The 25,878-nt window shown below is 63.3% G+C and carries 21 protein-coding genes and 1 riboswitch; of the genes, 11 read left to right on the top strand and 10 right to left on the bottom strand.

The window, feature by feature from the left end; all coding sequences use genetic code 11:
- Positions 1 to 93: 93 nt before the first annotated feature.
- From ACG33_RS12445 to ACG33_RS12460, 4 genes are all read right to left on the bottom strand, one after another.
- Positions 94 to 1,218: a helix-turn-helix transcriptional regulator gene (locus ACG33_RS12445; protein WP_210399059.1), complete on the bottom strand. Its 1,125-nt coding sequence runs from the start codon at positions 1,216 to 1,218 to the stop codon at positions 94 to 96.
- 214 nt (positions 1,219 to 1,432) lie between these two features.
- Positions 1,433 to 2,233, bottom strand: a complete 801-nt coding sequence (locus ACG33_RS12450; protein WP_157071784.1) for an SDR family oxidoreductase — start codon at positions 2,231 to 2,233, stop codon at positions 1,433 to 1,435.
- Between the two features lie 115 nt (positions 2,234 to 2,348).
- Positions 2,349 to 4,343: an FAD-dependent oxidoreductase gene (locus tag ACG33_RS12455; RefSeq protein WP_066921636.1), complete on the bottom strand. Its 1,995-nt coding sequence runs from the start codon at positions 4,341 to 4,343 to the stop codon at positions 2,349 to 2,351.
- A gap of 104 nt (positions 4,344 to 4,447) precedes the next feature.
- A complete protein-coding gene (locus ACG33_RS12460) occupies positions 4,448 to 4,969 on the bottom strand; it encodes a nitroreductase/quinone reductase family protein (protein WP_066921638.1) in 522 nt (173 codons plus the stop codon).
- Between the two features lie 311 nt (positions 4,970 to 5,280).
- Positions 5,281 to 5,366, top strand: a riboswitch (cyclic di-GMP riboswitch).
- Between the two features lie 228 nt (positions 5,367 to 5,594).
- Here ACG33_RS12460 and ACG33_RS12465 point away from each other — a divergent pair.
- From ACG33_RS12465 to acs, 7 genes are all read left to right on the top strand, one after another.
- Positions 5,595 to 6,902, top strand: a complete 1,308-nt coding sequence (locus tag ACG33_RS12465) for a hypothetical protein (RefSeq protein WP_066921640.1) — start codon at positions 5,595 to 5,597, stop codon at positions 6,900 to 6,902.
- A 342-nt stretch (positions 6,903 to 7,244) separates the two neighbouring features.
- The gene (locus tag ACG33_RS12470; protein WP_066921642.1) at positions 7,245 to 9,887 is read left to right on the top strand and encodes a glycosyltransferase; all 2,643 of its coding nucleotides are present in this window, start codon (positions 7,245 to 7,247) and stop codon (positions 9,885 to 9,887) included.
- Positions 9,888 to 10,096: 209 nt separating this feature from the next.
- Positions 10,097 to 11,092, top strand: a complete 996-nt coding sequence (locus ACG33_RS12475; protein ID WP_066921645.1) for a pseudouridine synthase — start codon at positions 10,097 to 10,099, stop codon at positions 11,090 to 11,092.
- A gap of 3 nt (positions 11,093 to 11,095) precedes the next feature.
- Positions 11,096 to 13,717 (top strand): ATP-dependent helicase HrpB, encoded by a 2,622-nt coding sequence (gene hrpB, locus ACG33_RS12480; RefSeq protein ID WP_210399060.1) that lies wholly within the window; start codon positions 11,096 to 11,098, stop codon positions 13,715 to 13,717.
- A gap of 140 nt (positions 13,718 to 13,857) precedes the next feature.
- Positions 13,858 to 14,118 (top strand): DUF4404 family protein, encoded by a 261-nt coding sequence (locus tag ACG33_RS12485; RefSeq protein ID WP_066921647.1) that lies wholly within the window; start codon positions 13,858 to 13,860, stop codon positions 14,116 to 14,118.
- Positions 14,119 to 14,541 (top strand): HIT family protein, encoded by a 423-nt coding sequence (locus ACG33_RS12490; protein WP_066921649.1) that lies wholly within the window; start codon positions 14,119 to 14,121, stop codon positions 14,539 to 14,541. It abuts the gene before it with no gap.
- A gap of 29 nt (positions 14,542 to 14,570) precedes the next feature.
- Positions 14,571 to 16,523 carry an acetate--CoA ligase gene (gene acs, locus ACG33_RS12495; RefSeq protein WP_066921651.1) on the top strand — a complete coding sequence of 651 codons (1,953 nt, stop codon included), beginning with the start codon at positions 14,571 to 14,573 and terminating at the stop codon, positions 16,521 to 16,523.
- Positions 16,524 to 16,646: 123 nt separating this feature from the next.
- Here acs and ACG33_RS12500 read toward each other — a convergent pair whose 3' ends face one another.
- On the bottom strand, positions 16,647 to 17,144 hold the full coding sequence (locus tag ACG33_RS12500) for a C40 family peptidase (protein WP_168160092.1): 498 nt from the start codon (positions 17,142 to 17,144) through the stop codon (positions 16,647 to 16,649).
- Positions 17,145 to 17,245: 101 nt separating this feature from the next.
- Complete coding sequence (locus ACG33_RS12505) at positions 17,246 to 17,563, bottom strand: 2Fe-2S iron-sulfur cluster-binding protein (protein ID WP_066921656.1); 318 nt, start codon at positions 17,561 to 17,563, stop codon at positions 17,246 to 17,248.
- Positions 17,564 to 17,792: 229 nt separating this feature from the next.
- Between ACG33_RS12505 and ACG33_RS12510 the strand changes: the two genes are divergently transcribed.
- From ACG33_RS12510 to ACG33_RS12525, 4 genes are all read left to right on the top strand, one after another.
- Positions 17,793 to 19,451: a M28 family metallopeptidase gene (locus tag ACG33_RS12510; RefSeq protein WP_066921658.1), complete on the top strand. Its 1,659-nt coding sequence runs from the start codon at positions 17,793 to 17,795 to the stop codon at positions 19,449 to 19,451.
- A 285-nt stretch (positions 19,452 to 19,736) separates the two neighbouring features.
- Entirely contained in the window at positions 19,737 to 19,958 is a 222-nt protein-coding gene (locus ACG33_RS12515; RefSeq protein WP_157071785.1) for a hypothetical protein, read from the top strand.
- A 72-nt stretch (positions 19,959 to 20,030) separates the two neighbouring features.
- Complete coding sequence (locus ACG33_RS12520; RefSeq protein ID WP_066921662.1) at positions 20,031 to 20,717, top strand: fumarylacetoacetate hydrolase family protein; 687 nt, start codon at positions 20,031 to 20,033, stop codon at positions 20,715 to 20,717.
- 548 nt (positions 20,718 to 21,265) lie between these two features.
- Positions 21,266 to 22,018, top strand: coding sequence for a hypothetical protein (locus tag ACG33_RS12525; protein ID WP_157071786.1), 753 nt, complete (start codon positions 21,266 to 21,268; stop codon positions 22,016 to 22,018).
- A 33-nt stretch (positions 22,019 to 22,051) separates the two neighbouring features.
- Here ACG33_RS12525 and ACG33_RS12530 read toward each other — a convergent pair whose 3' ends face one another.
- The 4 genes from ACG33_RS12530 to ACG33_RS12545 form a co-directional block, all read right to left on the bottom strand.
- A complete protein-coding gene (locus ACG33_RS12530; RefSeq protein ID WP_066921667.1) occupies positions 22,052 to 22,597 on the bottom strand; it encodes a DUF2058 domain-containing protein in 546 nt (181 codons plus the stop codon).
- Positions 22,598 to 22,666: 69 nt separating this feature from the next.
- Positions 22,667 to 23,383, bottom strand: coding sequence for a pseudouridine synthase (locus ACG33_RS12535; RefSeq protein WP_066923387.1), 717 nt, complete (start codon positions 23,381 to 23,383; stop codon positions 22,667 to 22,669).
- A gap of 48 nt (positions 23,384 to 23,431) precedes the next feature.
- On the bottom strand, positions 23,432 to 24,373 hold the full coding sequence (locus ACG33_RS12540; protein WP_210399062.1) for a class I SAM-dependent methyltransferase: 942 nt from the start codon (positions 24,371 to 24,373) through the stop codon (positions 23,432 to 23,434).
- A gap of 172 nt (positions 24,374 to 24,545) precedes the next feature.
- Positions 24,546 to 25,820 (bottom strand): aminotransferase class I/II-fold pyridoxal phosphate-dependent enzyme, encoded by a 1,275-nt coding sequence (locus tag ACG33_RS12545; RefSeq protein WP_066921669.1) that lies wholly within the window; start codon positions 25,818 to 25,820, stop codon positions 24,546 to 24,548.
- Positions 25,821 to 25,878 lie beyond the last annotated feature (58 nt).

Raw genomic sequence — 25,878 nt, forward strand, 5'->3', positions numbered from 1 at the left:
CTCACTCCTCGAAGCAGCGCCCGCCCGCACCATACCCCGGATTCAGGCTATTGAGGAACCAGGCAGCGGTCAACGCCCTCGAGGGCCACGCCGCTAGCTCATCGAGGCGACGCTGTTCAACAGCAGGTGAACCAGGGTGGTTTGTCGCCGCACGCCGGTCTTGGCAAAGATCGAGCGGAGATGGGCTCGAATCGTGTTTTTGCGGATCTTCAACTCCGCGGCCGCCTCATCCAGCGTCAGGCCGTTGGCCAGCAGCAGCGCCAGCGTGGCTTCCGCGGCCGTCAGGCCGAACAGGTTTCGCACCGTCTCCAGGGAAAACTGCGATTTCTGTTCCGGATCCCGGATGAACGCCACCGCAGTGGGACGATGACGGCCCTCCGAGTATTCGCCGATCGGTATCGGCCGTACCAGCACGCTCAAACTGGCTCCCCCGGAGCGCCGGGTCAGCGACATCGCCTCCGGAACTCCCGGCGCCGGCCCCGCCGCGTCCAGAGCCAGAGCGATCAAGCGCTGCAACTCCCGGTCCTCGGCTGGAAAATCGGCACGCAACTCGTTGTGAACGATCCGAATCCCATCCTTCGCTTTCAGCAACGCATCAACGATACGGTTGGTGCGCATGATCGCACCTTTTTCATCGAAAACGATCATGCCCACCAGCATGCGGTCCATGGTGCTCGAATACAGCTGCCGCTCCGTTTCGATGAAGCCCATGCGCGAATGCAGCGTCACCGCACGCTTGAGGTGCGGCAGCAGCGCCTGCGTCAACGCCTTGTCCTGCGCCGAGAACTCCCCGGCAGCCGACGCCCGCGTGATGCGCAGCCGGCAATTGGCACCGCCCTCGGTGAGCAGATCGGCCCCCATGATGAAGCGGATGTCGTTCGGTTCCAGAAACGATTTGTAAAACTCTCCCGCCATCCAGGAGGTATCGCTCCTCTCATCGATGGTGACTACTTTTTCGATAGGCAATCCCATGAACGGGTCCATCGAAAAGAACTGATAGTGGCTATAGGAGGAATTGCACACCTCCGCCCCCCATTCACCGGCCCGCGTCAGCAGCGCAGGCTGATCTACCGAGGCGGAGCGTAGAATCAGCGTCGTCCAATTCGCCCGCATGAGCCGGCGCAACATGATCAGCGCCTCGCTCCACGGCACCGGCTCGAGCGGCCCCTGATAAATAGCACCGATCAGCGCACTGAACTGCTCCAACGGCAGGGACATCGCTCCATCTGCGGCTTTCGGTCGCTTATCGAACGCTAGCGGCTGGCTCATTACGGTGCATGGCCCCTGCGAGAACGGGAAGGCTCGAACCTGGAAAGGAGCGGACGAGCATCAAGCCTCCGGCAGGAGGCACGGGCCCACCGTGCCCGTCCGTCACGTCATCCAGGCATGATAGGTGCACCTCAAGCAGCCTGCAATCGAACTTCGTCGATCCTCAGCCGATACTGCCGCGGGCAATTTGCGCCAGGTCCAAAAACACGGGCTTTTCGCCGCCGCCGTGTATTTCGATTTTGGCGCCGCTTACATAGGCGGCCAGCGGCGAGGCAAGGTATAGACAGGCATCGGCGACATCCCGCGGTCTGCCCATGCGCTGCAGCGGCAGCATCGCGCCGATACGCTTTATCCCCTCCTCTCCACCATAGTGTTCTCGTGAATTCTCGGTGGTCACGAGGCCGACGATCAATGCGTTGACCCGGATGCGCTGCGGTCCCCACTCCATCGCCAGCGACTCCGTCAGGTTCAGCAGTCCGGCCTTGGCTGCTCCATAGGCCGCAGTACGCGGCGATGAGCGCACCGCCGACACGCTCGAAATATTGATGATCGAACCGCCTTCCGGCTGGTCTTTCATGGCCGCATACGCCGCCTGTGACATGAAGAACGCAGCTGTCAGATTCAGCTGGATCACCTTCTCGATCAACGACGCAGAGCAGGTCGCCGAATCGACCTCGGGGCCGCCTCCGGCGTTATTGACCAGGACATCGAGACCTCCATGGTCGCGCGCGATGTCCTGAATCAACCCGTGGCACTGGTCGGCCTGGCGCACATCGCATTTACGGAATTCAGCCACATTCGCACCTGCCGACGGCCGCTCCTCGGGATCCGAGCGGCCGCAGACGATGACCGTGGCGCCACACTCCAGAAACGCCTCGGCGATGCCGCGGCCGATACCGGCCGTGCCGCCGGTCACCAGTATCCGGCTGCCCGAGAAGTTCAACACTGCGTCCGCCACCTTCATCTCCTGGCTGGCAACTGAATCCGACCTGCACCTGGCCTTGGGCGGGCCTGGATTTGGGTTGTGGTTTGGGCTGGGGCTGGGCCTGCTGGGACCGGCCGGACTGCAGGCCGGCCGTCTAGATGACCAGGCCGATATTGGCACCATGGCGGGTCGCCTCCGCCATGCGCCGCGGCAGCCAGGCAGCCCCCGCCAGATACAGCGGCGTAAAGCCTTCCGCCTTGAACTGATCGTACAGCTCGTTCTGCGCCACCGCGCCGTACACCAGCACCACGCTGTCGAAACCCTCATGGCGAACCGGCCGGCCCCCAAAGACCGATACGAACTGCAGTCCCCCGGCATCGATCTGCGTCAAGATCACATTCCCAACCGTCTGCACCCCCAACTCCTCCATGCGCGCCAGCGCCATCCCCTGGGAGTAGCGGGCGATCTCTCGGCCGAGCTGCGCGCTCTTGTGAAAGACGACGACCTCCCGACCCTGACTCGCCAGGTAATCCGCCACGCTGACCGTCTCGTAATAGTCCTCCTGCGACACCAGCGCCACGCGCTGCCCGCAGGCAGCCGCCCCCTGCATCACATCCCAGCCGTACGCCACATGCGCCAGCTCCAGACCCGATACATCATGCGGCACCCGCGGCCGCGCCCCGGTGGCAATCACGATCGCCTCGGGTGACAGCGCCTTGATCGACGCGGCATCCGCTCGGTTCTGCAGACGCACCTCCACCCCCAGGCGCGTCATCTCGTTCTCCTCGAAATAGATCTGATCTTCGAAGGAATCCCGACCCGGCGCCTTGGCTGCGATCAACAACTGCCCGCCCAGACGCTTGCCCTGCTCCAGCAACGTCACTCGATGTCCGCGCTGCGCCGCAATCCGTGCAGCCTCGCATCCCGCCAGGCCCCCACCCACCACGACCACTCGCTTCGGCTTTTGCGCCGGACGATATTGCTGCTCCCAGCGCAGTTCGCTGCCGATCACCGGATTGATCGAACACATCGGCGTATATGGAACATACAGCGACTCGGACGCCTCATCGATGCAGCGCGTGCAGGCGATACAGCGACGAATCTCCCCCAGTCGACCCTCGCGTGCCTTGTTGGCGAATTCCGGGTCGGCGATCCCCGCGCGCACCATCCCCACCAGATCGCAGTACCCCTCCTCGATCAGGTTTTCCGCCAGCACCGGATCATTGATGCGGCCGGTGAACATCACCGCCACCTTTCTGGGCAACCCCGACAGGTCCGCCTTGGCCGCCTTGCCGGCCTCGCGATATTGGGCGTGCGGATAATAGGAATTCGGCACGTACGAGGGCGCTCCCCAGCAATGCCCGGTATCGATGTCGACGAAGTCCAGCAGACCGTGCTGCGCGATCCCATAGAGCATCTCGCGCATTTCCATATGGTCGTAGCCGCCCTGACGAAACTCCTGTGCGCTGATGCGCATGCCCAGCGCCAACGACTCTCCGATACGCCCGCGCACCCGCTTGAGCACCTCCACGACGAAGCGGATGCGCTCGCTCGGCCCGCCCCCCCAGCGGTCGGTGCGCCGGTTGGAAACCGGCGAAAGAAAGGCGTGACCCATGGTCTCGTGCGCGCAATGAATCTCGATTCCATCCGCCCCCACCGACTGCGCCACCCGCGCCGCGGCAGCATATACATCGATGCAATACTCGATCTCCTCCTCCCCCAGCACATGCGGCGTGTAGGACTGCGCGCCGATCATGGGTACTGCCGAAGGACCCCACGCAGAGGTCAGCTGTGTCAGCTGCACCACCGCCACCGAGCCTGCCTCGTGCACCGCGGTGACAAACTTCTTCATCCCCTCGGCAAACGCCGGATACTGATACGCCGCACCATGCGAGGCGCAGCCGATGGACAGGCCGACCTCATCGGCCGTCTCGGGCGGAAACGGCACATCCAGCAGCCAGGTCTCGCTACCGATCCAGCCGGTGCCTCCGCGCGCCTTGGCCACATGATGAGCGATGAAATGCTCATCGATCATCCCCGGGGTCATCGAGGAATTGATGGTGTTGGTCGTCTCGCAGATCCGGTTCGGAACCCGCATCGGACCTATCTGTAATGGCGTGAATAGATGCGTGAATTTCATATCGCTCATGACAGCTTTCCTTCCATCCTCCGTCCCCTCATCCCCCGTCCCGGTCCGCAACCTCGCCTCTCGGTTCGCGATTCGGCCGCTTCTCGCCCCCGCGAAAAATCCGCTCAGGCCGGAGCACTCACCGTCAGCCGCTTCACGGCAAAAGGGCGCTCCGTTTGCATCTGAAAGTAACCCCAGGCGGGAAACACCTTCACCAGCCGCGGCCACAGTGCTTCGCGCTCCTCTGTCGTCACATCGCGCGCCACCGCCGCGTACTTGTCGAAATCAAGCTGCACCCAGCAGTTCGGATTGGCCTGCAGATTCATGATCCAACTCGGATGTTGATCATAGCCGGCCAGCGAGCCCACCACGATCATGTCCTCCCCATCGCGCATGAACACCGCCGGCGTGGTGCGCTGCTTGCCCGTCTTGCGGCCGATCGTCGTCAGCAACAGCGTCGGAAAGCCGCCCTGCGCGTTCTGTCCCGTCGATCGACCCGCAGGATCGGCCAGGTACGCCTCCACATCAGCGTGTGCATCGCTTCTGATCAGTTCCAACGAGGCTGTGCGCTCCTTGAACCAGGCCCACTCCTCATCGTTCATCCAGTCAGGCTTCTGCATGTTCTCTCGATTCGTCTTGGTCACCATTGTCAGCCTCTCCAGATGGGTGATGCGAGATGACGTGCATCTCACGGGACAACTCCTGCGGGACAACTCACACGGGACAATGCCGCGCCGCGGCCTCGCCACGCCCGCCGTGGGTAAACGTGTCTTTTGCGATGGTCGACCCGCCTGGTCAACCCTCATTTGGGGTAGAGCCGCCGTGACTGACGACAGCCGCGAGCAAGACCGTCCTGCCTGTCATGGAGCAGTTTCCGCACGAAATCCTGGCGGGGAATCCTGGAGGGCTCGACATAGAGGGCTTGACATATGCGCCGTCCATGTCAATCATGACATCGTCAAACAATGGGCAAACTCGCCGAAAGGCGGGGACGCAAAGCTTCCGGTCTACAGGAATCATTCCCAGGACAGCGGGGTTGCCGCGGAGCCGCGAACATTGATTCGCGGTTGCCGACTCGCCATCGATCAGCGGTGAATACCGGCCGATCGATCCAGAATCCAAGCGAGACGGACCGTGCAAAGCGACATCCTCCCCGAATGAATTCCCCGCGGGCATTGCGTCGAGCGTCGGCCGCCGGCGAGTTTTACTCGCTCGTGACCGCAGTGCCGGCCCTGAAACAGGCGTCATGGGATCCGTGACCGGGGAACGAGCGTGGCCGACAACACCAGCAAAGTCTTCCAAGCGCCGGCGGTCGAGACCGCCGGTTTCCAGACGGTGACGCATGGCGACGCCGACACCGGGGCAACGCTGTTCGTCATCAATTTATGCGCCTCCATCGCTCCGATCTCGACCGACGGCCGCAATCTTCCAGGCCTGGAGAACTACCGGCTCTATCGAGTTTCACGCCTGGAGGACGGCCGTACCCGCCATCGCCTGCGCCTGGGTTTTTTTTCCAGCGAAGCACACGCCGAGAATGTGCTCGCCCTGGTTCGCCAGCAATACCCGACGGCCTTCACCGCCTGCCTGCACGAGGAAGACCGCAAATTCGCCCGAGGCTACCTGGCGCCGGCCGGCCGCGAAACAGTCGTGAAACCCAGGCCGGCGGCGGCACCCGTTGCCGCACCGACGGCCGGGGAGCGACCGGCGCGCCAAGCACCGGCGGAGCTCGTGGTCACGCCGCTGCAAGCCGCCGGTATCCGGCCCGCCACGACACGTCCCATGCGCCGCTCGCCTCCGCAACTCGATACCACCCAAACGATCCGTGCATTGACGCGCGCGGAACTCGAAGATGAAGGACTGGAAAAGTGGTTTGCCATCCAGTTGGCCGCTTCCGAGCAACCGGTCAATCTCGACACCATGCCGCATCTCGACATCTTCGACGCCTATCGGCTGTACTCGGTGGCCTCGATGAATGCCGGCAAGATCGTGCACTCGCTGCGGCTCGGTTTTTTCAAGGAGGATATTTCGGCCGAAGCGGTCGGCGGCTATCTCAAGACATTTTTCTCGACACCGACGGTTCTGCGCGTGAGCGAAGCCGAGTACACCCGGTTCAAGGCTCCTCCGGAGCAGACACGGCCGGCGGCGAGCGCGGACATCGTCACGCTCACTCCGGCTCGCGCGCCTCGAGCCGACATCCCGACGATAACGCTGGCCGTGCCCACGCCGGACTTCGCCCCCCTGGCAACCGGCGCATTCGAATCGCGGACCGGCGACCGACAGACCGTCGAGCAACTCGATGCCGCAACCACGGGCAGTTTCAAATCCGGTATCAGCGCCTCGACCCTGGCGCAGCTTGCATCACGGCACGAGCCCAAGGCCATTGTGTCTGCGCGGCAGCGTCCGACACCCTCGCGCAACAGGACAGGCATGACGGGCAAGCACAAGGCCCTGGCGCCACGCAGCTTGTCGGAGCAACTGCTGGAAGAAGCTCGTGCCGTCGCACTGTCCGAAAGCGGTATTCGTGAAATTCCCAAGAACGGCTCGCTGTTTTCGCGTCTGGTCGGCAAGCTGACACGTTGACACCGGGCCATCACGACGCTCGGCGCCTCCCGACAGCACAGCGGCACGCTGAAATCCTATCGCCGCACCCAGCGACGCTGCGTACTGCGCCAAGACATCCGACTTGGTGCGCTCCACCAGGACGTCTTGAGTTAACATGTCGCCCGGACCGCCCGCCGGAATCAACCCTTCCCGGCAATACGCAGCCATCCTGACGGCTCGCCGTGGACTCAGCCGTGATTCTCATCCGACGAAGTGTCTTCCATCATCATCCTGCATCCAGTGACCCTGCGCGGCAGCCTGATTGCGGATCATGATATCGGCTCGGGCAAGCGGCCTGCGGCGTTCGCGCCAGCCTGAATCATGAAAGATTCCGGCATCGCCGTGGCGTTGGTTTTCGCCATACTCACGTTCGGACTGTGGGCCTACATGAACCGTCCCGCCGCTGAGCCGCCCTGGCCGGCCCGCGTGCAGGGCATGGCCTTCTCGCCGTTCCACGCCGACCAGGATCCGGCCTATCGCAGACTACCCGACAGAACGCAGATCGAGGCGGATCTGCAGCTGCTGTCCGGCAAGGTCGCCGCGCTGCGCATCTATTCCTCGCTGTACAGCCTGGCGGAAGTGCCGCAGCTCGCCGCACATCACGGCATCAAGATCACGGTCGGCGCCTGGCTGGATACTCGGCGGCACAGCAATGAAGCGGAAATCCACGGAGCCATCCGCCTGGCGCAGGACAATGACAATGTCACCCACGTCATCGTCGGCAACGAAGTCCTGCATCGTGGCGATCTGACGCTCGCCGAGCTGGTGCAGCACATCGACCGAGTCCGGGAAGCGGTGCAACAGCCGGTCAGCACTGCCGAGCCGGCCCATGTCTGGCTGAGGAACCCCGAACTGGCGCAGCACGTGGATTTCGTCACCGTGCACCTGCTGCCTTACTGGGAAGGCATCGGTGTCGAACAGGCGAACGATTTCATTGCCGGCACGATGCGACAGCTGCAAGCGGCTTTTCCCGACAAGCTCATCGTCATCGGAGAGGTGGGTTGGCCTTCCGACGGGCGCACCCGCGGTCAGGCGATCGCCTCGGTCAGTCACGAAGCGCTGTTTCTGCGCCGCTTTCTGCGCCTGGCACGTGATGCAGGCTATGTCTACTATCTGATGGAAGCCTTCGATCAGCCGTGGAAGGCGCGCTTCGAAGGCGCAGTCGGCGCCTACTGGGGCGTGTACGATGTACATCGTCGGCCGAAATTCGAATTCGTCGCTCCCATCGTGCGCGTACAGCGTTGGCAGTTGCTCGCCGTCATTTCGGTGGCGCTCGCCGCCCTCCTGCTGGGACAGCTCTATATGCACAGTACGGCGCTGCGCATCCGCGGACGCGGCCTGCTGGCGATGGTGGTCTATGCGGCAGCCACCGCCGCGGTATGGATCATCTACGACTACTCGCAGCGATACCTGAGTTTCGGCGGCATCATCATCGGCGCCTTGCTGATCCTGTGCATGCTCGCCGTGATCGCACTGCTGCTGACCGAAGCACACGAATGGGCCGAGGCGCACTGGGCCACCACCCGGCGGCGGCGTTTCACCGTCTCTTCGGTACCCTCACGACATTGGCCGAAAGTTTCCATTCACGTACCGGCCTACAATGAACCGGTACCGATGTTGATCGAGACGCTGAACGCGCTCGCCGCGCTAGACTATCCGGACTTCGAGGTCATTCTGGTCGACAACAACACGGCCGATGAAGCCGTGTGGCGGCCTTTGGAGGCGCATTGCCGGCTCCTCGGTCCGCGCTTTCGCTTTTTCCATGCCGCACCGCTGGCCGGCTTCAAGGCCGGCGCATTGAACTACGCGCTGCGCCGCACGGCTGCGGACGCCGACATCATCGCCGTGATCGACAGCGACTATCGCGTCGATACGCGCTGGCTGTGCGACCTGGTGCCGGGCTTCGATGATCCGAAGGTCGCGATCGTACAGGCACCGCAGGATTATCGGGACAGCGGCGCCAGCTTGTTCAAGGCGATGTGCTACGCCGAGTATCGCGGTTTTTTTCACATCGGCATGGTGACCCGCAATGAGCGCAACGCCATCATCCAGCATGGCACCATGACCTTGGTTCGCCGCGCGGCCCTGGAACAGGCAGACGGATGGGCTCAGTGGTGCATCACGGAGGATGCCGAATTAGGCCTGCGCTTGTTCGCCCTAGGTCATGAAGCCTGCTATCTGGTGCATAGCTACGGCCGCGGTCTGATGCCGGACAGCTTCGCCGACTATAGAAAACAGCGCTTCCGCTGGGCCTACGGCGCCGTGCAGATCCTGCGCATACATGCCGCTGCCTTGTTCTCCGGCACACGTTCACGGCTGACACGCGGCCAGCGTTATCATTTCATCGCCGGCTGGCTGCCCTGGCTCGCCGACGGTCTCAATCTGATCTTCACCCTGGCGGCTTTGTGCTGGTCGGCGGCAATGATTCTGTGGCCCAATCGCATCGATCCGCCGCCGATCATGTTCTCGGCGCTGCCGCTGGTCCTGTTCACGTTCAAGCTGCTGAAACTTGCCCACCTGTATACTTCGCGCATCGGCACGAACGTGCGCCAGACGTTCGCCGCGGCAATGGCGGGACTGAGTCTGTCGCACACCATCGGCAAGGCGGTGATCAAGGCTCTGTTCACCCGCGACGAACCTTTTTTTCGTACGCCCAAGCATGGCACGCGGCATGTGCTGGCTCGCGCCGTTACAGATGCCCGGCAGGAAATGCTGATACTGGCGGCACTATTGCTGGCGGTCCTGGGTCTGACTCATCGGTTCGCAATTGCACCCGGACTTGTGATCGGCCTGCCGCGGGAGTTGAAGGGAACCGACGTCTCGGTCTGGATCGCGGTCCTGCTGATCCAGGCGGTTCCCTATGCCGCCGCCTTGCTGATGTCGATCATCGACGCCTTGCCGCTGCCGGCAAAATGGCTCGGCGATCCGGCCCGTCCCCTGCCCGACCTGCGGCCCGACCCATAGCAGATCGGAATCCAGCCCGCCCATGGCGCTTGCTTCGTCATGCATTTCGATTTGAATGCATGACGAAGCAAGCGCCATGGGCGGGCTATAACCCAGGATGGTTACGAACGGCATGTCTTGTGAAGGCCTTTTTCGCGCCGTCATGCAAGACAGCGGCGCGGAAACGAGCGAGGTAAGCTTACGGATCCACTCATCCAGGCAAACTTCCAATGACGAGTCCCCGACAGCGGCACGCTTCCCCGGCCCGCGGTAAAACCGCCGCACGCCGGCGAAACGACGGCGAATCCGGCTCGGCGGCCACCCGGCGGCTGACACCTCCGGCGCCGGGGGTGCGCCTGCAGAAAGCCATGGCCGACGCCGGTCTGGGTGCGCGTCGTGATTGCGAAAACATGATCACTACCGGGCGTGTGCGCGTGAACGGACGCACCATCGACACCCTGCCCTGTTTCATCGATCCCGCCAGAGACATTGTCGAACTCGACGGCGAAATCCTCCGGCTGTCCGCTGCCGCAGGTACGCATCCTGAAGACGCCGCTCGAAATCAGGAACGGTCCGGGAATCAGCCCGCGAGCCGATCCGAAGCCGCAACCGCCATCCAGGCACATGCGCATATTTATGTGCTCATCAACAAACCGAAAGGGGTGATCACCACCACGCGCGATCCCGAAGGCCGGCGCAATGTGCTGGATCTGGTACCGCTGGCGCTGAGGCGCAACGCACGCCTGTTCCCGGTCGGACGGCTGGATGGTGACTCCACGGGCCTGCTGCTGCTCACCAACGATGGCGACCTGGCCTATCGGTTGACTCATCCGAAGTTCGGCGTCACCAAGGAATACCGCGTGACCTGCGCGGGGCTTGCGGGCGAGGAACAGATGAAAAAACTTCGTGCCGGCATGTATCTGTTCGATCCGCGTGCGGAGGGCGCCAAGGCGGCAAAGCGCGCCTCGATGGAATCGGTACGCATCATCGAGCGCCGGGTCGACCGTGCCCGCGGCGATCGTACATTGCTGAGCATCCGTCTGCGGGAAGGGCAGAACCGCGAAATTCGCCGCATGCTGGCACGCACGGGGCTGAAAGTCCGTGAACTCGAGCGTGTCGCCATCGGCCCGTTGCGGGCGCCGGGACTGAAACCCGGCCAGGCCAGGCTGCTGGGCAAAAAGGACGTGGACCGCCTGCGGGCCGCGGTCCTGTCGACCAAGGATTGATCGATGCGTCGCGCTGGCCTGGACGAATCCATGTTCGAACCTTCCGTTGCTTCTGCGCATATTTCCGCTCTGCCCATCGCTGCGGCGCTGGATGCGCTGCGGCTGGCGCTGAGGCGGCATGCCAACGTGGTACTGCAGGCGCCGCCCGGCGCCGGCAAGTCCACCGGTGTACCGCCGACACTGCTCGCGGAAGAGTGGCTGCAGGGCCGCAAAATCGTGATGCTGGAACCACGCCGCCTGGCGGCACGCGCCGTCGCCGAGCGCATGGCCGCCACGCTCGGTGAGAATGTCGGCACCACGATCGGCTATCGAACCCGGCTGGAATCCCGAATCGGTAAGGACACTCGTATCGAAGTCGTCACCGAGGGAATACTGACCCGTCGGCTGCAGTACGACGCCGCGCTGGAAGGGGTGGGTCTGCTGATCTTCGACGAATTCCACGAACGCAGTCTGCAAGGCGATCTGGGGCTGGCGCTGAGTCTGGACGTGCAGCAGACATTGCGCGAAGACCTGAAGATCCTGGTGATGTCCGCGACGCTCGACGGCGAGGCCGTCGCCCGGCTGCTGCACGGCGCGCCCATCGTGAACGCCCAGGGCCGTGCATTCGACGTCGAGGTTCGCTGGCTCGATGCCTTCCGAGCCGGAGCCCCGCGCGGTGCCGGACGACGCCCCGATGTCGCCGGCATGACCTCCGCCACGATACGACAAGCCTGTCTCGAGTCACCTGGCGACATCCTTGCCTTCCTGCCCGGTCAGGCGGAAATCCACCGCACGCGGCAACTGCTGGAAAACCTCTCCCTGCCGCAAGGCACGCGGATATCGCCTTTATATGGAGAACTGGGACTGGACGCCCAACAGGCCGCCATACGGCCCGGCCACGCCGGGGAGCGCAAGATCGTGCTCGCCACGAACATCGCCGAGACCAGCCTGACGATCGAAGGGGTGCGCATCGTGGTGGATACCGGCCTGGCGCGCCGCGCCCGATTCGATCCGGCCACCGGCATGAACCGGCTCGAAACGCAGCGTATCTCGCGCGCCTCGGCAAGTCAGCGCCGAGGACGTGCCGGGCGCCTCGCACCCGGCATCTGTTATCGGCTCTGGACACGAGCCGAGCATGACGCCCTGCCGGCGCATACGCCCGCAGAAATCCTGGAAACCGATCTGGCGCCGCTGGCGCTGGACCTCGCCGCCTGGGGCATCCATGATCCGGGCCGGTTATGCTGGCTGGATCCGCCGCCGGCTGCGGCCTTCCAGCAGGCGCGCGACCTGCTGACTTCGCTCGAAGGATTGGACAACCATGGACGGATCAACACACATGGACGCGCACTGAACCGGCTCGGCACGCATCCGCGCCTGGCGCACATGATCCTGCGCGGCGCCGCACTGGGCATGCAGCGCACCGCGCTGGAAATCGCCGCCGTATTGGGCGAGCGTGATCTGCTGCGCACCGGACCCGCCCATCGCAACGTAGATCTGCGCCTGCGGCTGGAAGCGTTGCGCCACGGTCGAATCACCGACCCGGCAGCCGGCGCAGAACTGCGCATCGATACAGGTGCTCGCCGGCGAGCGCTGCGCAATATCCCCTTGCTGAGGCGGCAGCTGCAGGGCCGCGCGGACGGAACCGAGCATCCCGCCCGCCAGGAGGATTTCGCTGCAGACCATGATACGGACATCGGCCGCCTGCTGGCCTTTGCCTATCCGGAACGCGTGGCGCAGTCGCGCGGGGCCGATGGCCGCTACCTCCTCGCCAATGGGCGCGGCGCCGCGCTTCCGCCGGGGCAGAGTCTCGCACGCGCGGAATTCCTGGTCGTTGCCGATCTGGAGGCCGGTGAGCGCGAGGCATCGATCCGTCTTGCCGCGCCCTTGGAGCGGACGCATTTGACGGCGGACTTCGCGGCGCGTATCGAACATCGTCGGCGTTGCGAATGGGATGCACGCAGCCAGGCGGTACTGGCGCAGGATGAAGACTGGCTGGGCGCGATCAAGTTGCGCGAACGGCGTATCGAACAACCCGATGAGGAACGCATGCATCGCGCCTTGCTCCAGGGCATACGCGAACTCGGCATCGACGCTCTGCCCTGGAGCCGCGAGGCGCGCTCCCTGCAGCGGCGCCTGATGTTTGCACGCCGCATGGATGTCTCGATCGGACCCGACGTGAGCGATGCCGTATTAGGCGCACAACTTGAGGACTGGCTGTCGCCCTGGCTATCCGGCATGAGCCGAAGGGAACACCTGGCGCGTCTGGATCTGCATGCCATCCTCATGTCCCTGCTGGACTGGAATGCGCAGCAGCGGCTTGCACACCTTGCGCCCAGTCATCTGGAAGTGCCCAGCGGCTCGCGCATTCCCATCGACTATTCCGGCGACGCGCCCAGCGTCGCCGTAAGGCTGCAGGAAGTCTTCGGCCTGCACGTCACGCCGACCATCGCCGGCCGTGTACCGCTGACCTTGCAGCTGCTTTCGCCCGCAGGCCGTCCGGTACAGGTGACTCGGGATCTGGCCAGCTTCTGGGCACACGGTTATCTTGAGGTAAAAAAGGAGCTCAAGGGACGCTATCCGAAACATTCCTGGCCGGACGACCCCAGGAATGCCGCTGCCGTGCGCGCCGGGCGCGGCAGGCGCTGACCCGAATGCCCCTTCACGGCTGCAGGGTTGGAAAACGAGAGCATCGGGATAGAATGTTCTCGACATGGATACCGTATCCGCTGTCATCCACCCTGTCCTCGCAAGCTGCCGCGCCCGGCCGCGGACGGAGAATTCGTATAATGCAACCTTTGAACGAGCAGCTTGCGGCACTACATGCCGAACTCGCCCGTACACGCTCGGTCGATCCGCAGACACGCGAGCTGCTCATTGCACTATTGACCGACATCACTCGCCTGCTGGGCCAATCGGCCAGTGCTATCGAACAACAATCGCGTACCGCACGGCTCAATGAACTGGCCGTACAGTTCGAGGCGGAACATCCGGCACTGGGCAGAGCGCTGCGGCAGGTTGTCGATACTCTCAGCAAAGCAGGTATCTGAATGTACGACGACAATAACGTATTCGCGAAAATCATCCGCGGCGAGATCCCGGCCTTCAAGGTTCATGAAGATCCTCATACGCTCGCCTTCATGGACGCAATGCCGCAGTCCGACGGGCATACGCTCGTGATTCCGAAAGTGCGCGCCCGTAATTTTTTCGATATCGAACCGCAGGCGCTGGCCAGGCTGATCGAGTCGACACAGTGGGTTGCGCGCGGGGTGCGTCAGGCGTTCAACCCCGGCGGTATCCGCATCCTGCAGTTCAACGAAGCGATGGCGGGTCAATCCGTCTTTCACATTCACTTCCATATCATTCCCTGTTACGAGGGCACCGAGCTGCTGATGCATGCCCGCAAACCCGCCGACAAAGCGCTGCTCGCAAGGCAGGCCGAACAGATACGCCAATCCCTCGCTGCGCTGTAGCACCCCTATTCACGCACCGGCGAAAACGAATGTCCGAGAAAATCCACAAGGTACCCGACGACTTCGCCACCCTGGCTCATTTGCGCCAGGCGGATTATCAGCGGCTGTACCAGGAATCGATCCGTGATCCGAATGGGTTCTGGGCACGCATCGGCCGGCGCCTGGACTGGATCCAACCGTATACCAAGATCAAGGACACCAGCTTCGACGAGCACGATTTCCGCATTCGCTGGTTCTATGACGGCAAGCTCAATGTCGCCGCCAACTGCCTGGATCGCCATCTGCTCAAGCGCGGTGACAAGACCGCCATCATCTGGGAAGGCGATGATCCCCGCTTGTCGGAGCACATCAGCTACCGCCAGCTCCATGAACGCGTCTGCCAATGTGCCAATGCTCTGAAATCCCTGGGCGTCGGTCCAGGCGATCGGGTCACCATCTATTTGCCGATGATCCCGGAAGCCGCCGTGGCAATGCTGGCATGCGCCCGCATCGGCGCGGTGCACTCGGTGGTATTCGGCGGATTCTCCGCGGATTCGCTCGCCGGGCGTATTGCCGATTGCGGCTCGAGCGTCGTCATCACGGCCGACGAGGGATTGCGTGGCGGCAGGCGCATCGCGCTCAAGGAAAATGTCGATGAGGCGCTGAAGGCGTCCGGCACCCAATGCGTCAAGCATGTGCTGGTTACGCGGCGCCTGGGATCGAACGTGTCCATGCAGAAAGGCCGCGATCGATGGTTCGAGGATCTGCTACAAGGCCAAAGCAAGGAATGTCCGGCTGCAGCCATGGATGCGGAGAGCCCCCTGTTCATCCTTTACACTTCCGGTTCCACCGGGCAGCCAAAGGGCGTCCTGCATACCAGCGGCGGCTATCTGGTGTTCGTCGCAATGACGCATGAACTGGTGTTCGATCTGCGCGAGGACGACATCTTCTGGTGCACCGCGGACGTGGGCTGGGTCACCGGCCACAGTTATGTCCTATATGGTCCGCTCGCCAATGGCGCCACGACCGTGATGTTCGAAGGTGTGCCCAGCTATCCCGACGCCGGCCGTTTCTGGCAGATCGTCGACAAGCATGCAGTCACACTGTTCTACACTGCGCCGACGGCGATACGCGCCTTGATGCGCGAAGGCGAGGAGCCCGTCAAACAATGGTCGCGGCGCTCGCTGCGTCTGCTGGGTTCCGTCGGCGAGCCCATCAACCCCGAGGCCTGGGAGTGGTATCACCGCGTCGTCGGCGACGGCCGCTGTCCCGTCGTGGATACCTGGTGGCAAACGGAAACCGGCGGCATCCTGATCTCGCCCCTGCCCGGAGCGATCGACCAAAAACCAGGTTCGGCCACCTTGCCCTTCTTCGGCGTACAACCCGCCATTGTCGATAACGAAGGCAACATGCTCGATGGCGTCGCTGAAGGCAATCTGGTGCTCATCGATAGCTGGCCGGGCCAGATGCGCACCGTATTCGGCGATCATGCGCGCTTCGTGGAGACCTATTTCCGGACGTTTCCGGGAAAATACTTCACCGGCGACGGCGCAAAGCGCGATGCGGACGGCTACTACTGGATCACCGGCCGCGTGGATGACGTGCTGAACGTTGCCGGCCACCGGCTGGGCACCGCCGAAATCGAAAGTGCGCTGGTGGCGCATCCGAAAGTGGCGGAAGCCGCGGTCGTCGGCTGCCCGCACGATGTCAAGGGACAGGGCATCTATGTCTATGTCACCCTCAATCTAGGCGAGACACCCAGCGAGGAGTTGCGCACCGAACTGCGCAACCGTGTACGCCAGGAAATCGGCGCGATTGCCACGCCCGACTTCATCCAGTGGGCGCCCAGCCTGCCCAAGACCCGTTCTGGAAAGATCATGCGGCGCATCCTGCGCAAGATCGCCGCCAACGAGCATGATCAGCTCGGCGATATCTCCACCCTGGCTGATCCTGGTGTCGTGGACAGCTTGATCCGCGAGCGCCTGAACGGGTCCGACCGGTAGGGGTACGGCACGGCTGCGTGGGGTACGGGCGGCATCATGCGCCGCCGCGATCATGGCGCCAGGCCGGACACCGGGCGGTTTCGAGCCGGGATCATGTCCTGCTCGGAGCCGCCAAAGGAGCCGTCAAAACAGCCGGCCCGCTCCAGCCAGCCGGGGCCGATAATATGCATCGTCCAAGGTACGCAGCTCGACGGTGCGCCCCGTTTGCGGCGCGTGGATGAAGCGGCCCTCGCCGGTATAGATCGCCACGTGGGAAACGCGTGTGCCGCGAGTCTTGAAAAACAACAGGTCACCGGGTGCAAGCTGTTCGAGACCGACGGGATCCGCGGCGGAATATTGTTCGAGCGTAGTGCGCGGCACATCGATGCCGAGTTGACGGTGTACGAAGCGCACCAGGCCGCTGCAATCGAATCCGCCGGGTGCCTCGCCGCCGTAGTGATAAGGCGTGCCGAGCAGGGACATCGCCCGCATCGCGATCTCGCTGCCCAAACCGGCAGCAGCGAATTCCCGCGCGCTCGATGCCAGCGGCGACACGGCAGCCGGCGGACCGGTCCGCGTGCGTTCGGCAGGGGAAGCGCAGCCTTGCAGGAACAGTCCTCCCGCAAGCACGATCAAAACCATCGGTAGTCCGCGGTCGTGCAACATCTCGAGTCAGAATGCCGCAGCCGGCGCCGGGTTCCAAGGCCGCCAGACCGAAAACCCCTGCAACCTCCTGTCCGGGCCTATTCCTCCGGAGCCAAGGTCAGCTGCAGCCCGTCCAGATGCGCGCCCAGCGGAATCTGGCAAGACAGGCGTGAATGCTTTTGAGCGAATTCCAGCTCGGTCAACAGCTCATGCTCGTCGCTTTGCCGATCGGGAACGCGATCGATCCATTCAGGCGCCACATACACATGACAAGTGGCGCAGGAGCACATGCCGCCACATGCCGCCGCCAGGCCATAGTCCGGATCCCGCAACGCCTCCATCAGAGAACCTTGTGCCGGTACCTCGAGTTCATGCGTCTGACCATCACGATCGACGACATTCAATTTGATTTTCACCCACCGACTCCCGACCCGATCGATTTCAACCCAACCGCTTCCGTCCCAACCACTTCCGTCCGGCATCACCGCGCATTTTAAGCAACGCCCGGCCGGACTCCAACCGACCGGCCCGCAGCGTGGATCAGCCATGCCTCACCGGTCGGCGCCTCTCCGGCCGGCGCTGCCAGCGTAGCGGCGAACGCTTGCGCTGCCCCGCCGACCGGGATTCCATCCTACAATGCCCCCGATGAATGTGATTTCAAGCTCCCGGCACGCTCTGCATACATCGGCCACCGTGCTGCTGTGGATGCTGCTGCCCTTGGCCCAGCCTGCAAGCGGTGCTCCCTGGGATGCCATTCGCCCCTCTGCCATACGCGCACACGTCGAATTTCTCGCCGACGATCTGCTGGAGGGGCGTGCCGCCGCCTCGCGCGGACATGACATCGCAGCTGCCTACGTGGCGGCACAATTCCAGCAGTCCGGGCTGCTGCCCGCCGGGGAGGCGGACTCGTTTTTCCAACCCGTCCCGCTTCTAGAGGCGACACCGGTGCTGCCTGGTTCGTCCGCGGAATGGGTGTTCGCAGGCGGCAGTCATGTATTCGAGTACGGCATCGACTATCTGCCTTCCGCCGATTTTGAATCGGCCAGCTCCACCTTGAGCGCACCGCTGGTATTTGCGGGATTCGGTGTCGAGGCACCCGAATTGCAGCATGACGACTTTGCGAACATCGATGTCAAGGGACGCATCGTCGTGGTGCTGAGCGGCGCACCGGCGAAGTTCCCGGACCATCAACGGGCTTATTATTCCTGGCCGCAGCGCAAGGCGGCCACGCTCCTCGAGCATGGCGCGGTAGGCGTCATCCACGTCGATTCTCTGGAAGACAGCCGCCGCATCCCATGGGAGCGGCGCGTCGCCATGAGCTGGACCTCGCAGATGCGCTGGCTGAACGAGCAGGGCGAACCGCAGAACACCTATCCTCAACTGAAGTTGCAATTCCGTTTCAATCACGCTGCCGCCGCGTACCTGTTCGAGCAAAGTCCCGCCAGTCTCCCGGAAGTGCTCGCGACGGCTGAGACAGGTGATGCACAAGGCTTCGAACTCCCCGGTATGCTGACGCTGTCGGCGACAACCGGACTGCGGCGCACCCAAAGCTCCAACGTCATCGCTGTATATCCGGGCGCGGATGCTCAGCTCAAAGACGAATATATCGTGCTGAGTGCGCATCTGGATCATCTGGGCCGCGGTTCCGCCGTCGACGGCGATTCGATCTACAACGGCGCGCACGACAACGCCGCCGGTGTGGCCATCCTGCTGGAGATCGCCCATGCGCTGCACGCATCCAAGGTACGTTCGCGTCGCTCGCTCCTGATCGCCGCCGTGACCGCGCAGGAGAAGGGCCTGCTGGGCTCGGACTTCCTCGTGCACAGCGCTCGGGCGGCGAACCGACGCATCGTGGCAAACATCAATATCGATATGCCGCTGATTTTCGCGCCGCTGCAGGACTTCGTCGCGATCGGAGCGCGACACTCGACTCTGGGCGTGATGGCACGTTCGGCTGCAGCGAGCCAGGGATACCAACTCGCCTCAGAACGCTTTCCGGAAGAATTGCGCCTCATACGCGGCGATCAATTCTCGTTCATCCGCCGCGGCATTCCTGCGCTCGCCCTGACCGGCGGATATCGTGCGCGCGACAATGCGCTGGATCTGGAGCAGATGCGGCGGCAATTCCGCGCCAGCCGCCATCATCAACCCGGTGACGATCTGTCTCTGCCGATGGACTATCGAACCATGGCAGACCTGGGAAAGGTCAACCTGCGTATCGCGCTGGCGGCGGCCGATGCGTCGGCCCGGCCGCACTGGCAGCCGGGAGATTTCTTCGCGCGAATATTCGCGCACCAGGAATGAGCGGGCGCAGCGCCCCTTCACCGGACGAGACCGCAATCCCGCTCCAGCGTGGCGCGCACGGCATCGATGGCGCTCCTTCACCAGGCGAGGATCGATCTCCGCGTGCGCGGCATTACGTAAAAAAGCTCATATTTCCGGGTAGTCCACCGTACCCATGAATGTGAACCAGCACTCATCCCAGACATCCCGGACGCAATTCAGACCCTCTCGCAGTCGAACATCGGCAAGGCATTGCCTACGCTAGGCGCAGCTCCGGCCGATAACAAGGTCAAGGAGAGGCGAGCCATGAGCGACGAATGGATCCAGCTACGGGTGGGTGACCCGGTTCGACTTAAAGACAGCGGTATCGAGCTGCGCGGCGATGTCTGGCGGCTGCGCGCCGGGGGCTATCTGGTCGTACGCTGGCAGGATGCCTGCTGCAGCACTCATTGCATGACCGCGTTGGAGTACGATCATTCGCGCAGCCGTGCCGACTGGAGCCGCAATATCATCCAGGAGGACCGCTAAGCAGAATTTCTCCTGCGCCGTGAGCAAGCCCGGCACACGAGATATCCGGGCCCCAACCGAGCGTCGCGACACATGTTATTCGCATTTCCTCCCCCTTCCATCCCGTCGGTCGAAATCAAGAATCGCGAGGAGCGCTTTCCCGTCCACCGCATCTATTGCGTAGGGCGCAATTACGCTGCGCATGCGCGTGAGATGGGCTCGGACCCTGGGCGCGAGCCGCCGTGCTTTTTCACCAAGCCGGCCGATGCCATCGTCGCCAATCATGCCGAGATACCGTATCCGCCGCGCACTGCCGATCTGCACCATGAAATCGAACTGGTGATCGCTATCGGCACAGGCGGCTTAGATATTCCGATGACACATGCACTGGAGCATGTTTTCGGCTATGCCGTCGGTAACGATCTTACTCGACGAGATCTGCAATCGACCGCGCGTGAACAGCGGCATCCCTGGGACACGGCCAAGGGCTTCGACCGCTCGGCGCCTATCTCGGCCATCACGCCGGCGGCGCTATGCGGACATCTGCAACGCGGCCGTATCTGGCTGAATGTCAACGATAAGCTGCGCCAGGACGCAGATCTGTCCGAACTGATCTGGAGCGTTCCGGAAATCGTTGCCGAGCTCTCGGCCTTGTTCGAACTCGTCCCGGGAGACTTGATCTACACGGGAACGCCCGCCGGCGTCGGCCCGCTCGAGCGTGGCGATCACCTGGAAGGCGGCATCGACGGTTTGGACACCCTGGTCACAAGGATCGTGTAGAGCGCCAGCCGGATGCCGTCCGGCTGTCCCCTGGGGACCGCCCAGGAACCGTCCCGGCGATCCGGAAACCACCCGCTGACCGCCCCGGCGGGCATTCCGAAAACTCAGGCTCCCGGAGCCCATGAAATCCCTGCGAAAACCTTCAAGATTCCCGGATCCGCCTGCGAAAGGCCCTCCAGACCTGTCAGCAAAGGCCGAGCAGCGGTAAATCAACCGACAAATCGACCTGGGGCTTGAAGAATTCGATGACGCCGGCATTGATCCAGCGGCCATATCATCCGACAATTAAGGGCTCGGCTTGTAACTCGAATTTGGCTGAAACCCGATCCCGGCTCGCTACTTGAATCAAGGAAATCTCATTTCCGTCTGAATTTCGCTCCAGTCCGGCTCATTGTGGGATTTTCCCAGGCTCAGTCACGCCCACGCGGGATTTCCGCGGCAATCGCCGGCACGCTCCGGGCAACCTCCCCGATACCAAGCCTCCTCAGCAAGACTCATTCTGGACTACAATCCGCGCCCCCATGATCAACCACCCCAAGGAATCCGATGTGAATCAACCGGAACTAGAGCTTCAATTGAAGGTATGGAAGGAACTCGCCATCAGTAAACAGGTGCTGATGCGAACCGCAACCGATGCATTGAAGCTGGATCCGAACTGCACCCAGGAACAACTCAAAGAAGCGCTCGAAAGCGTCATCCAGAAGATCGCCAAGTCCGAGACTCATGTCGCCCAGGTTCAGGCGGAAGCCAAGAACACGGTCGCCGCGATCGAGAAAAAGCTGACCGCAAGTGAAAAGGCTCAGGCCGCCGCCGCCGCCACGATCGAACAGTTGCGCGCCGCTCAGGAAGGCATGGGCCGGGACATCGTGGCCGAACGCACCGGGACGACCCGGGAAATCCAGAAATTGAAGGAACGCATCGCCGAACAGGAAAAGGCCATGAAGGCGATCAACACGGCGTTATCGGATACGCCGGAAAACGTGCTGCGTAAAATGAACACGCTCAAGAAGCAGAAGCAGGAAGAGGCCGAGGCTCGCAGAGCCGTCGAAAGTGCGTTGAACACCATGCGCGCCGACAAGCGCAAGCAGGAACAGCACACCACCGAGGTGCTCAAGGACAGCGCGAAACTGCTGCAGGGCTACCGCGATCTGCATGCCGCATGCACCACCATACATGAACAACTCAAGCCCCTGGTCGCCGATGCCAAGGATCTGCCCGCATTGCCCGAGTTCGATACGAAGCTCGTGGAAGGCATCGAACAGGCCACCGCCAAAATCGAGAAATCACTCGACAAGAAGTGATCCGTCAGGAATTCGGCGGCCGGCCCGGCGCGCTCACCACATCAGGTCATCCGGCACGACGAAGTCCTTGTAAGGATCGTCCGCCTCGGCGACCGGACGCTCGTCCGTCAGGGCGACGACCGCACGCGGCTCACGTTCGCGTATCCGTTCGGCAATTTCGGCCGGAACCACATCGTACCGTCCTTCGCAGCGCACGATGACCAGTGAACCGGCGATCAATTTTTCGCGCAGCGCCGCATCGACGCTCATGCGCCGCACCTTCTGCCGATCGATGAAATTGAAATAATCGTCGGTCTGCGGACGGGTCACCCGATGCTGCTCGATCAACTGCTTGATCTGGGCCCAGCGCTCTTTCCTTTCCGCCTGTTCCTGGCGCTTGCGATTCAGTTCCTGATCGCGCGCGGCTTTCGCGGCTTGCGCCTGTGCGGCACGGCGCTGCTGCTCCTTGTGGCGCTCCGCTGCGGCAGCCCGGTTCTTATCCTGCTTGTTTCGCTGATACTGCTGCTGTTCCGCCTGCTTCGCCTGTTTGCGGCTGCCCAGACCGGCCTGCAACAACTGCTCTCGCAACGACATGCTCATGAATCGATCCCGAACGCCAAGAGTCCCGTGCGGACCCGGAAGGCACTATGGGGATTGCACCGTTGCCGGTCAATCGGCAGACCCCCGCGGCGTAAACAGCCGGTCGAGATCCGCAGCGGCGAGCAGCCGCCATTGACCCGGCGCCAGAGTGCCGAGTTCCAGCGCACCGATGCGGCATCGATGCAGACTTTCCACATGGTTACCCAGCGCTGCGAACATGCGGCGCGCCTGATGATAGCGGCCCTCGGTCAAGGTCAGGCGCGCCCGGCGCGCGTCGAGGACCTGCAGCAACGCCGGCGCCAGCGGCTGGCGCTCGGAGGCGAGCATCAGGCGGCCGCTGGCGAACACCCCCGCCTCATCGCCCCGCAAATCGCGCGCCAAGGTGACTTCATAGACCTTGGGCAGGTAGGCGCGTGGATGTGTAATCCGGTGCAGCAGCCGCCCGTCGTCGGTCATCAGCAGCAAGCCGCTGGTGTCGCGATCCAAGCGGCCGATGCTGGCAAGTTGCGGGGAACGCCGCCTGAATCGTGGCGGCAGCAGGTCGTAGACGACGGCACCCGGGTCACGCGTCGAACAGGTGTATTGTGTCGGTTTATGCAGCATCAGCAGCATGCCGGCCGGTGGATCCAGCGGCTCGCCGTCCAGGCGAACGTTGCCATGTTCGACCCGGTCATCCGCATACAGGATCTCGCCCGAGGCGTCCGTGACTCGCCCTTCGCGGAACATGAGCGCCACTTGCTTGCGGCTGCCGTAGCCTAGGTTGGCGATCAGCCTGAGCGCCTTGATCACAGGATCCATGGATATCGAGACATCGAAAAATCCGTTCAGCCCGATCTATCGAGATACGGCCGCCCGGGACGCCTGCCGCCGGGCTTTCACCGCCTCGATGACCTTGAAGCCGCCGGCCTGCGCGATCGTGTGCACTGCGGCGAAGCCGCGCGCCAGTTCGGCCTCATAGGGCAGGTGTCGATTGGCCACCAGCCACAAACGGCCGCCGCCGGCCAATGCCTGTGCAGCCGCGGCCAGGAACCGCCGGCCGATGTCCGGACGATCGGCGCCGCGCTGTGCGTGAAAAGGCGGATTGGTGACGATGACGTCATAACGGCGCGCCAGACCGGCCATTACGTCATGCCAAAGAAAATCGATGGCGATACGCGCCTGGAACGGCGCCAGGTTCACGCGCGCCAGATCCAAGGCACGCCGTTCCGCGTCGATGACATCCAGGGCCTCGATACCCGGACAGCGCTCCAGCAATTGTACCGACAGATAGCCATGACCCGCCCCCAGATCCGCGGCATGGCCAGCCAAATCCAAGGGCAGCAACGAGCCCAGCAGCGCGGAGGCCGGGTCGATCCGGTCCCAGGCGAAAAGACCCGGCCGACTGACATAACGCCCGCCGGCGATCCGTCTGGGAGCATCGAGCCGTACCCAAGCCTGCGCCAGCATCGGATCGGCGGCGCCCTGCAGCGGCCCGCTCCAGAACACGCGGCATTTGTTCTTGACCATGACCTCGACGGGACCGGCCAGACGTTCCAGATCCGCCTGCACCGATCTTGCCCCTTCATTGTTGCTCGCGCAGGCCAGGACCCGCCCACCGGGCGCGGCCGCCATGACTGCGCGCGCCAGCAACGTACGCGCCTCATCGCGCTGACGCGGCGGCAAGACCAGGACCAGCGCATATCCGCCGGGCACCGGCGGATCCTCCCCGGGCAGAATCACCGGATGCCCCGTGTGCATCAATTCATCCACCTCGGGTTTGAATGTTTGCTCGCACACCAGGCCGGGCAGACGGCAGCCTGATAAAACGCCGCCGGCCCGCGCGCGCAAAAACAGGACCGCGGGAGCATTCCCGTCCGCCGCGTCCAGGCACGTACCGCCGGAGGGCCATGCCAGCCGGCCGTGCCGAATCGGTAAAAACAATGTATCGAGTACGGCGTCCGTGGCGCTGCTATCCAGCCAGCTTTTCCAGCGCCGCCAGCAGCACGCAGATCGCCACGCCCTCCGCGGCCGGGCCGACTTCGGCCAGGTCCGGGAAGCTCGGTGCGATGCGGATGGTACGATCCTCGGGATCCTGGCCATAAGGATGAGTCGCGCCCGCCGGGGTCAATTCCACGCCGGCCTGTTTCGCCAGCTTCACGACTTCCCGAGCGGTCCCCGGCAGGACATCCAAGGAAATGAAATATCCTCCCTTGGGCTGCGTCCATTTCGCCACACCCGTGCCTCCGAGCAGCTCGGCGAACACCGCCTGCACCTTGGCGAATTTAGGCGCCAGGATGGCTCGATGACGGTCCATGAGCGCGGCGATGCCGCCGACGTTGTGCAGCAGGCGCAGATGGCGCAGCTGATTCAGCTTGTCGCCGCCGATCGTGCGTTTTTCCATGCGCGCCAGATACCACCGGACGTTGGCCGGCGAGCTCGCGAACAATGCCACGCCGGCACCGGCAAAGGTCACCTTGGACGTGGAGCCGAAGATGAACGCCCGGTTCGGATGACCATGGCGCGCACAGGCCTCGCCGATATTCGCAATCTCGACGGCCTCGGCGCCCAGATGATGCACGGCATAGGCATTGTCCCAGAACAGCCGGAAGTCCGGCGCCGCAGTCTTCATTTTCGCCAGGCGATCCACGGTCGAGTTCGAATACACGGCGCCGGAAGGATTGCTGTACTTCGGCACGCACCACATGCCTTTGATGCGCGCATCCTCGGCCACCCGCTGCTCGACCACGTCCATGTCGGGGCCATCTTCGTGCAGCGGCACGCTGATCATCTCGATCCCCAGTTCCTGACAGATGGAAAAATGCCGGTCGTAGCCGGGAACGGCGCACAAAAAGGCGATGCCCGGTTCCTTCGACCAGGGCCGCTCGCTGTCGCAGGTGCCCTTCAGCAACGAGTAGACGATCGCATCGTGCATCAGCGCGAGACTGGAATTGTCGCCCAGAACGACGCACTCGGGGGACACGCCGAATACCGGCGCCAGCAAGGTGCGCAAGTCGGCCAGTCCCTGCAAGTCGCCGTAATTGCGGCAATCGAGCGCGCCCACCGAGTAGTCTCCCGCGCCTGGCAGGCACAGCAGCTCATTGCTCAGATCCAGCTGCTCGGCCGACGGCTTGCCCCGCGTCAGATTCAGCTTCAGGCCGCGTTGGGCAAATGTCTCGTAACGGCTGCGGACTTCGGCCAGGGTGGCGCGCAGTTCATCGGCACACAGACGGGTGAGCTCGGACATGCAATCCTCGACTATACGGCAAGCGGATAATGGTAGCCCGGGATCGCACCGGGTTTCG

The organism is Steroidobacter denitrificans, assembly GCF_001579945.1.
In the GTDB taxonomy this organism is placed as follows: Bacteria; Pseudomonadota; Gammaproteobacteria; order Steroidobacterales; family Steroidobacteraceae; genus Steroidobacter; species Steroidobacter denitrificans.

What these genes read in the sequence shown, in the direction of transcription:
- ACG33_RS12445 (WP_210399059.1), bottom strand. Translation starts at nt 1,218, where the DNA reads ATGTCCCTGCCGTTGGAGCAGTTCAGTGCGCTGATCGGTGCTATTTAT.
- ACG33_RS12450 (WP_157071784.1), bottom strand. Translation starts at nt 2,233, where the DNA reads ATGAAGGTGGCGGACGCAGTGTTGAACTTCTCGGGCAGCCGGATACTG.
- ACG33_RS12455 (WP_066921636.1), bottom strand. Translation starts at nt 4,343, where the DNA reads ATGAGCGATATGAAATTCACGCATCTATTCACGCCATTACAGATAGGT.
- ACG33_RS12460 (WP_066921638.1), bottom strand. Translation starts at nt 4,969, where the DNA reads ATGGTGACCAAGACGAATCGAGAGAACATGCAGAAGCCTGACTGGATG.
- ACG33_RS12470 (WP_066921642.1), top strand. Translation starts at nt 7,245, where the DNA reads ATGAAAGATTCCGGCATCGCCGTGGCGTTGGTTTTCGCCATACTCACG.
- ACG33_RS12475 (WP_066921645.1), top strand. Translation starts at nt 10,097, where the DNA reads ATGACGAGTCCCCGACAGCGGCACGCTTCCCCGGCCCGCGGTAAAACC.
- hrpB (WP_210399060.1), top strand. Translation starts at nt 11,096, where the DNA reads ATGCGTCGCGCTGGCCTGGACGAATCCATGTTCGAACCTTCCGTTGCT.
- ACG33_RS12485 (WP_066921647.1), top strand. Translation starts at nt 13,858, where the DNA reads ATGCAACCTTTGAACGAGCAGCTTGCGGCACTACATGCCGAACTCGCC.
- ACG33_RS12490 (WP_066921649.1), top strand. Translation starts at nt 14,119, where the DNA reads ATGTACGACGACAATAACGTATTCGCGAAAATCATCCGCGGCGAGATC.
- acs (WP_066921651.1), top strand. Translation starts at nt 14,571, where the DNA reads ATGTCCGAGAAAATCCACAAGGTACCCGACGACTTCGCCACCCTGGCT.
- ACG33_RS12500 (WP_168160092.1), bottom strand. Translation starts at nt 17,144, where the DNA reads ATGGTTTTGATCGTGCTTGCGGGAGGACTGTTCCTGCAAGGCTGCGCT.
- ACG33_RS12510 (WP_066921658.1), top strand. Translation starts at nt 17,793, where the DNA reads ATGAATGTGATTTCAAGCTCCCGGCACGCTCTGCATACATCGGCCACC.
- ACG33_RS12515 (WP_157071785.1), top strand. Translation starts at nt 19,737, where the DNA reads ATGAGCGACGAATGGATCCAGCTACGGGTGGGTGACCCGGTTCGACTT.
- ACG33_RS12520 (WP_066921662.1), top strand. Translation starts at nt 20,031, where the DNA reads ATGTTATTCGCATTTCCTCCCCCTTCCATCCCGTCGGTCGAAATCAAG.
- ACG33_RS12530 (WP_066921667.1), bottom strand. Translation starts at nt 22,597, where the DNA reads ATGAGCATGTCGTTGCGAGAGCAGTTGTTGCAGGCCGGTCTGGGCAGC.
- ACG33_RS12545 (WP_066921669.1), bottom strand. Translation starts at nt 25,820, where the DNA reads ATGTCCGAGCTCACCCGTCTGTGTGCCGATGAACTGCGCGCCACCCTG.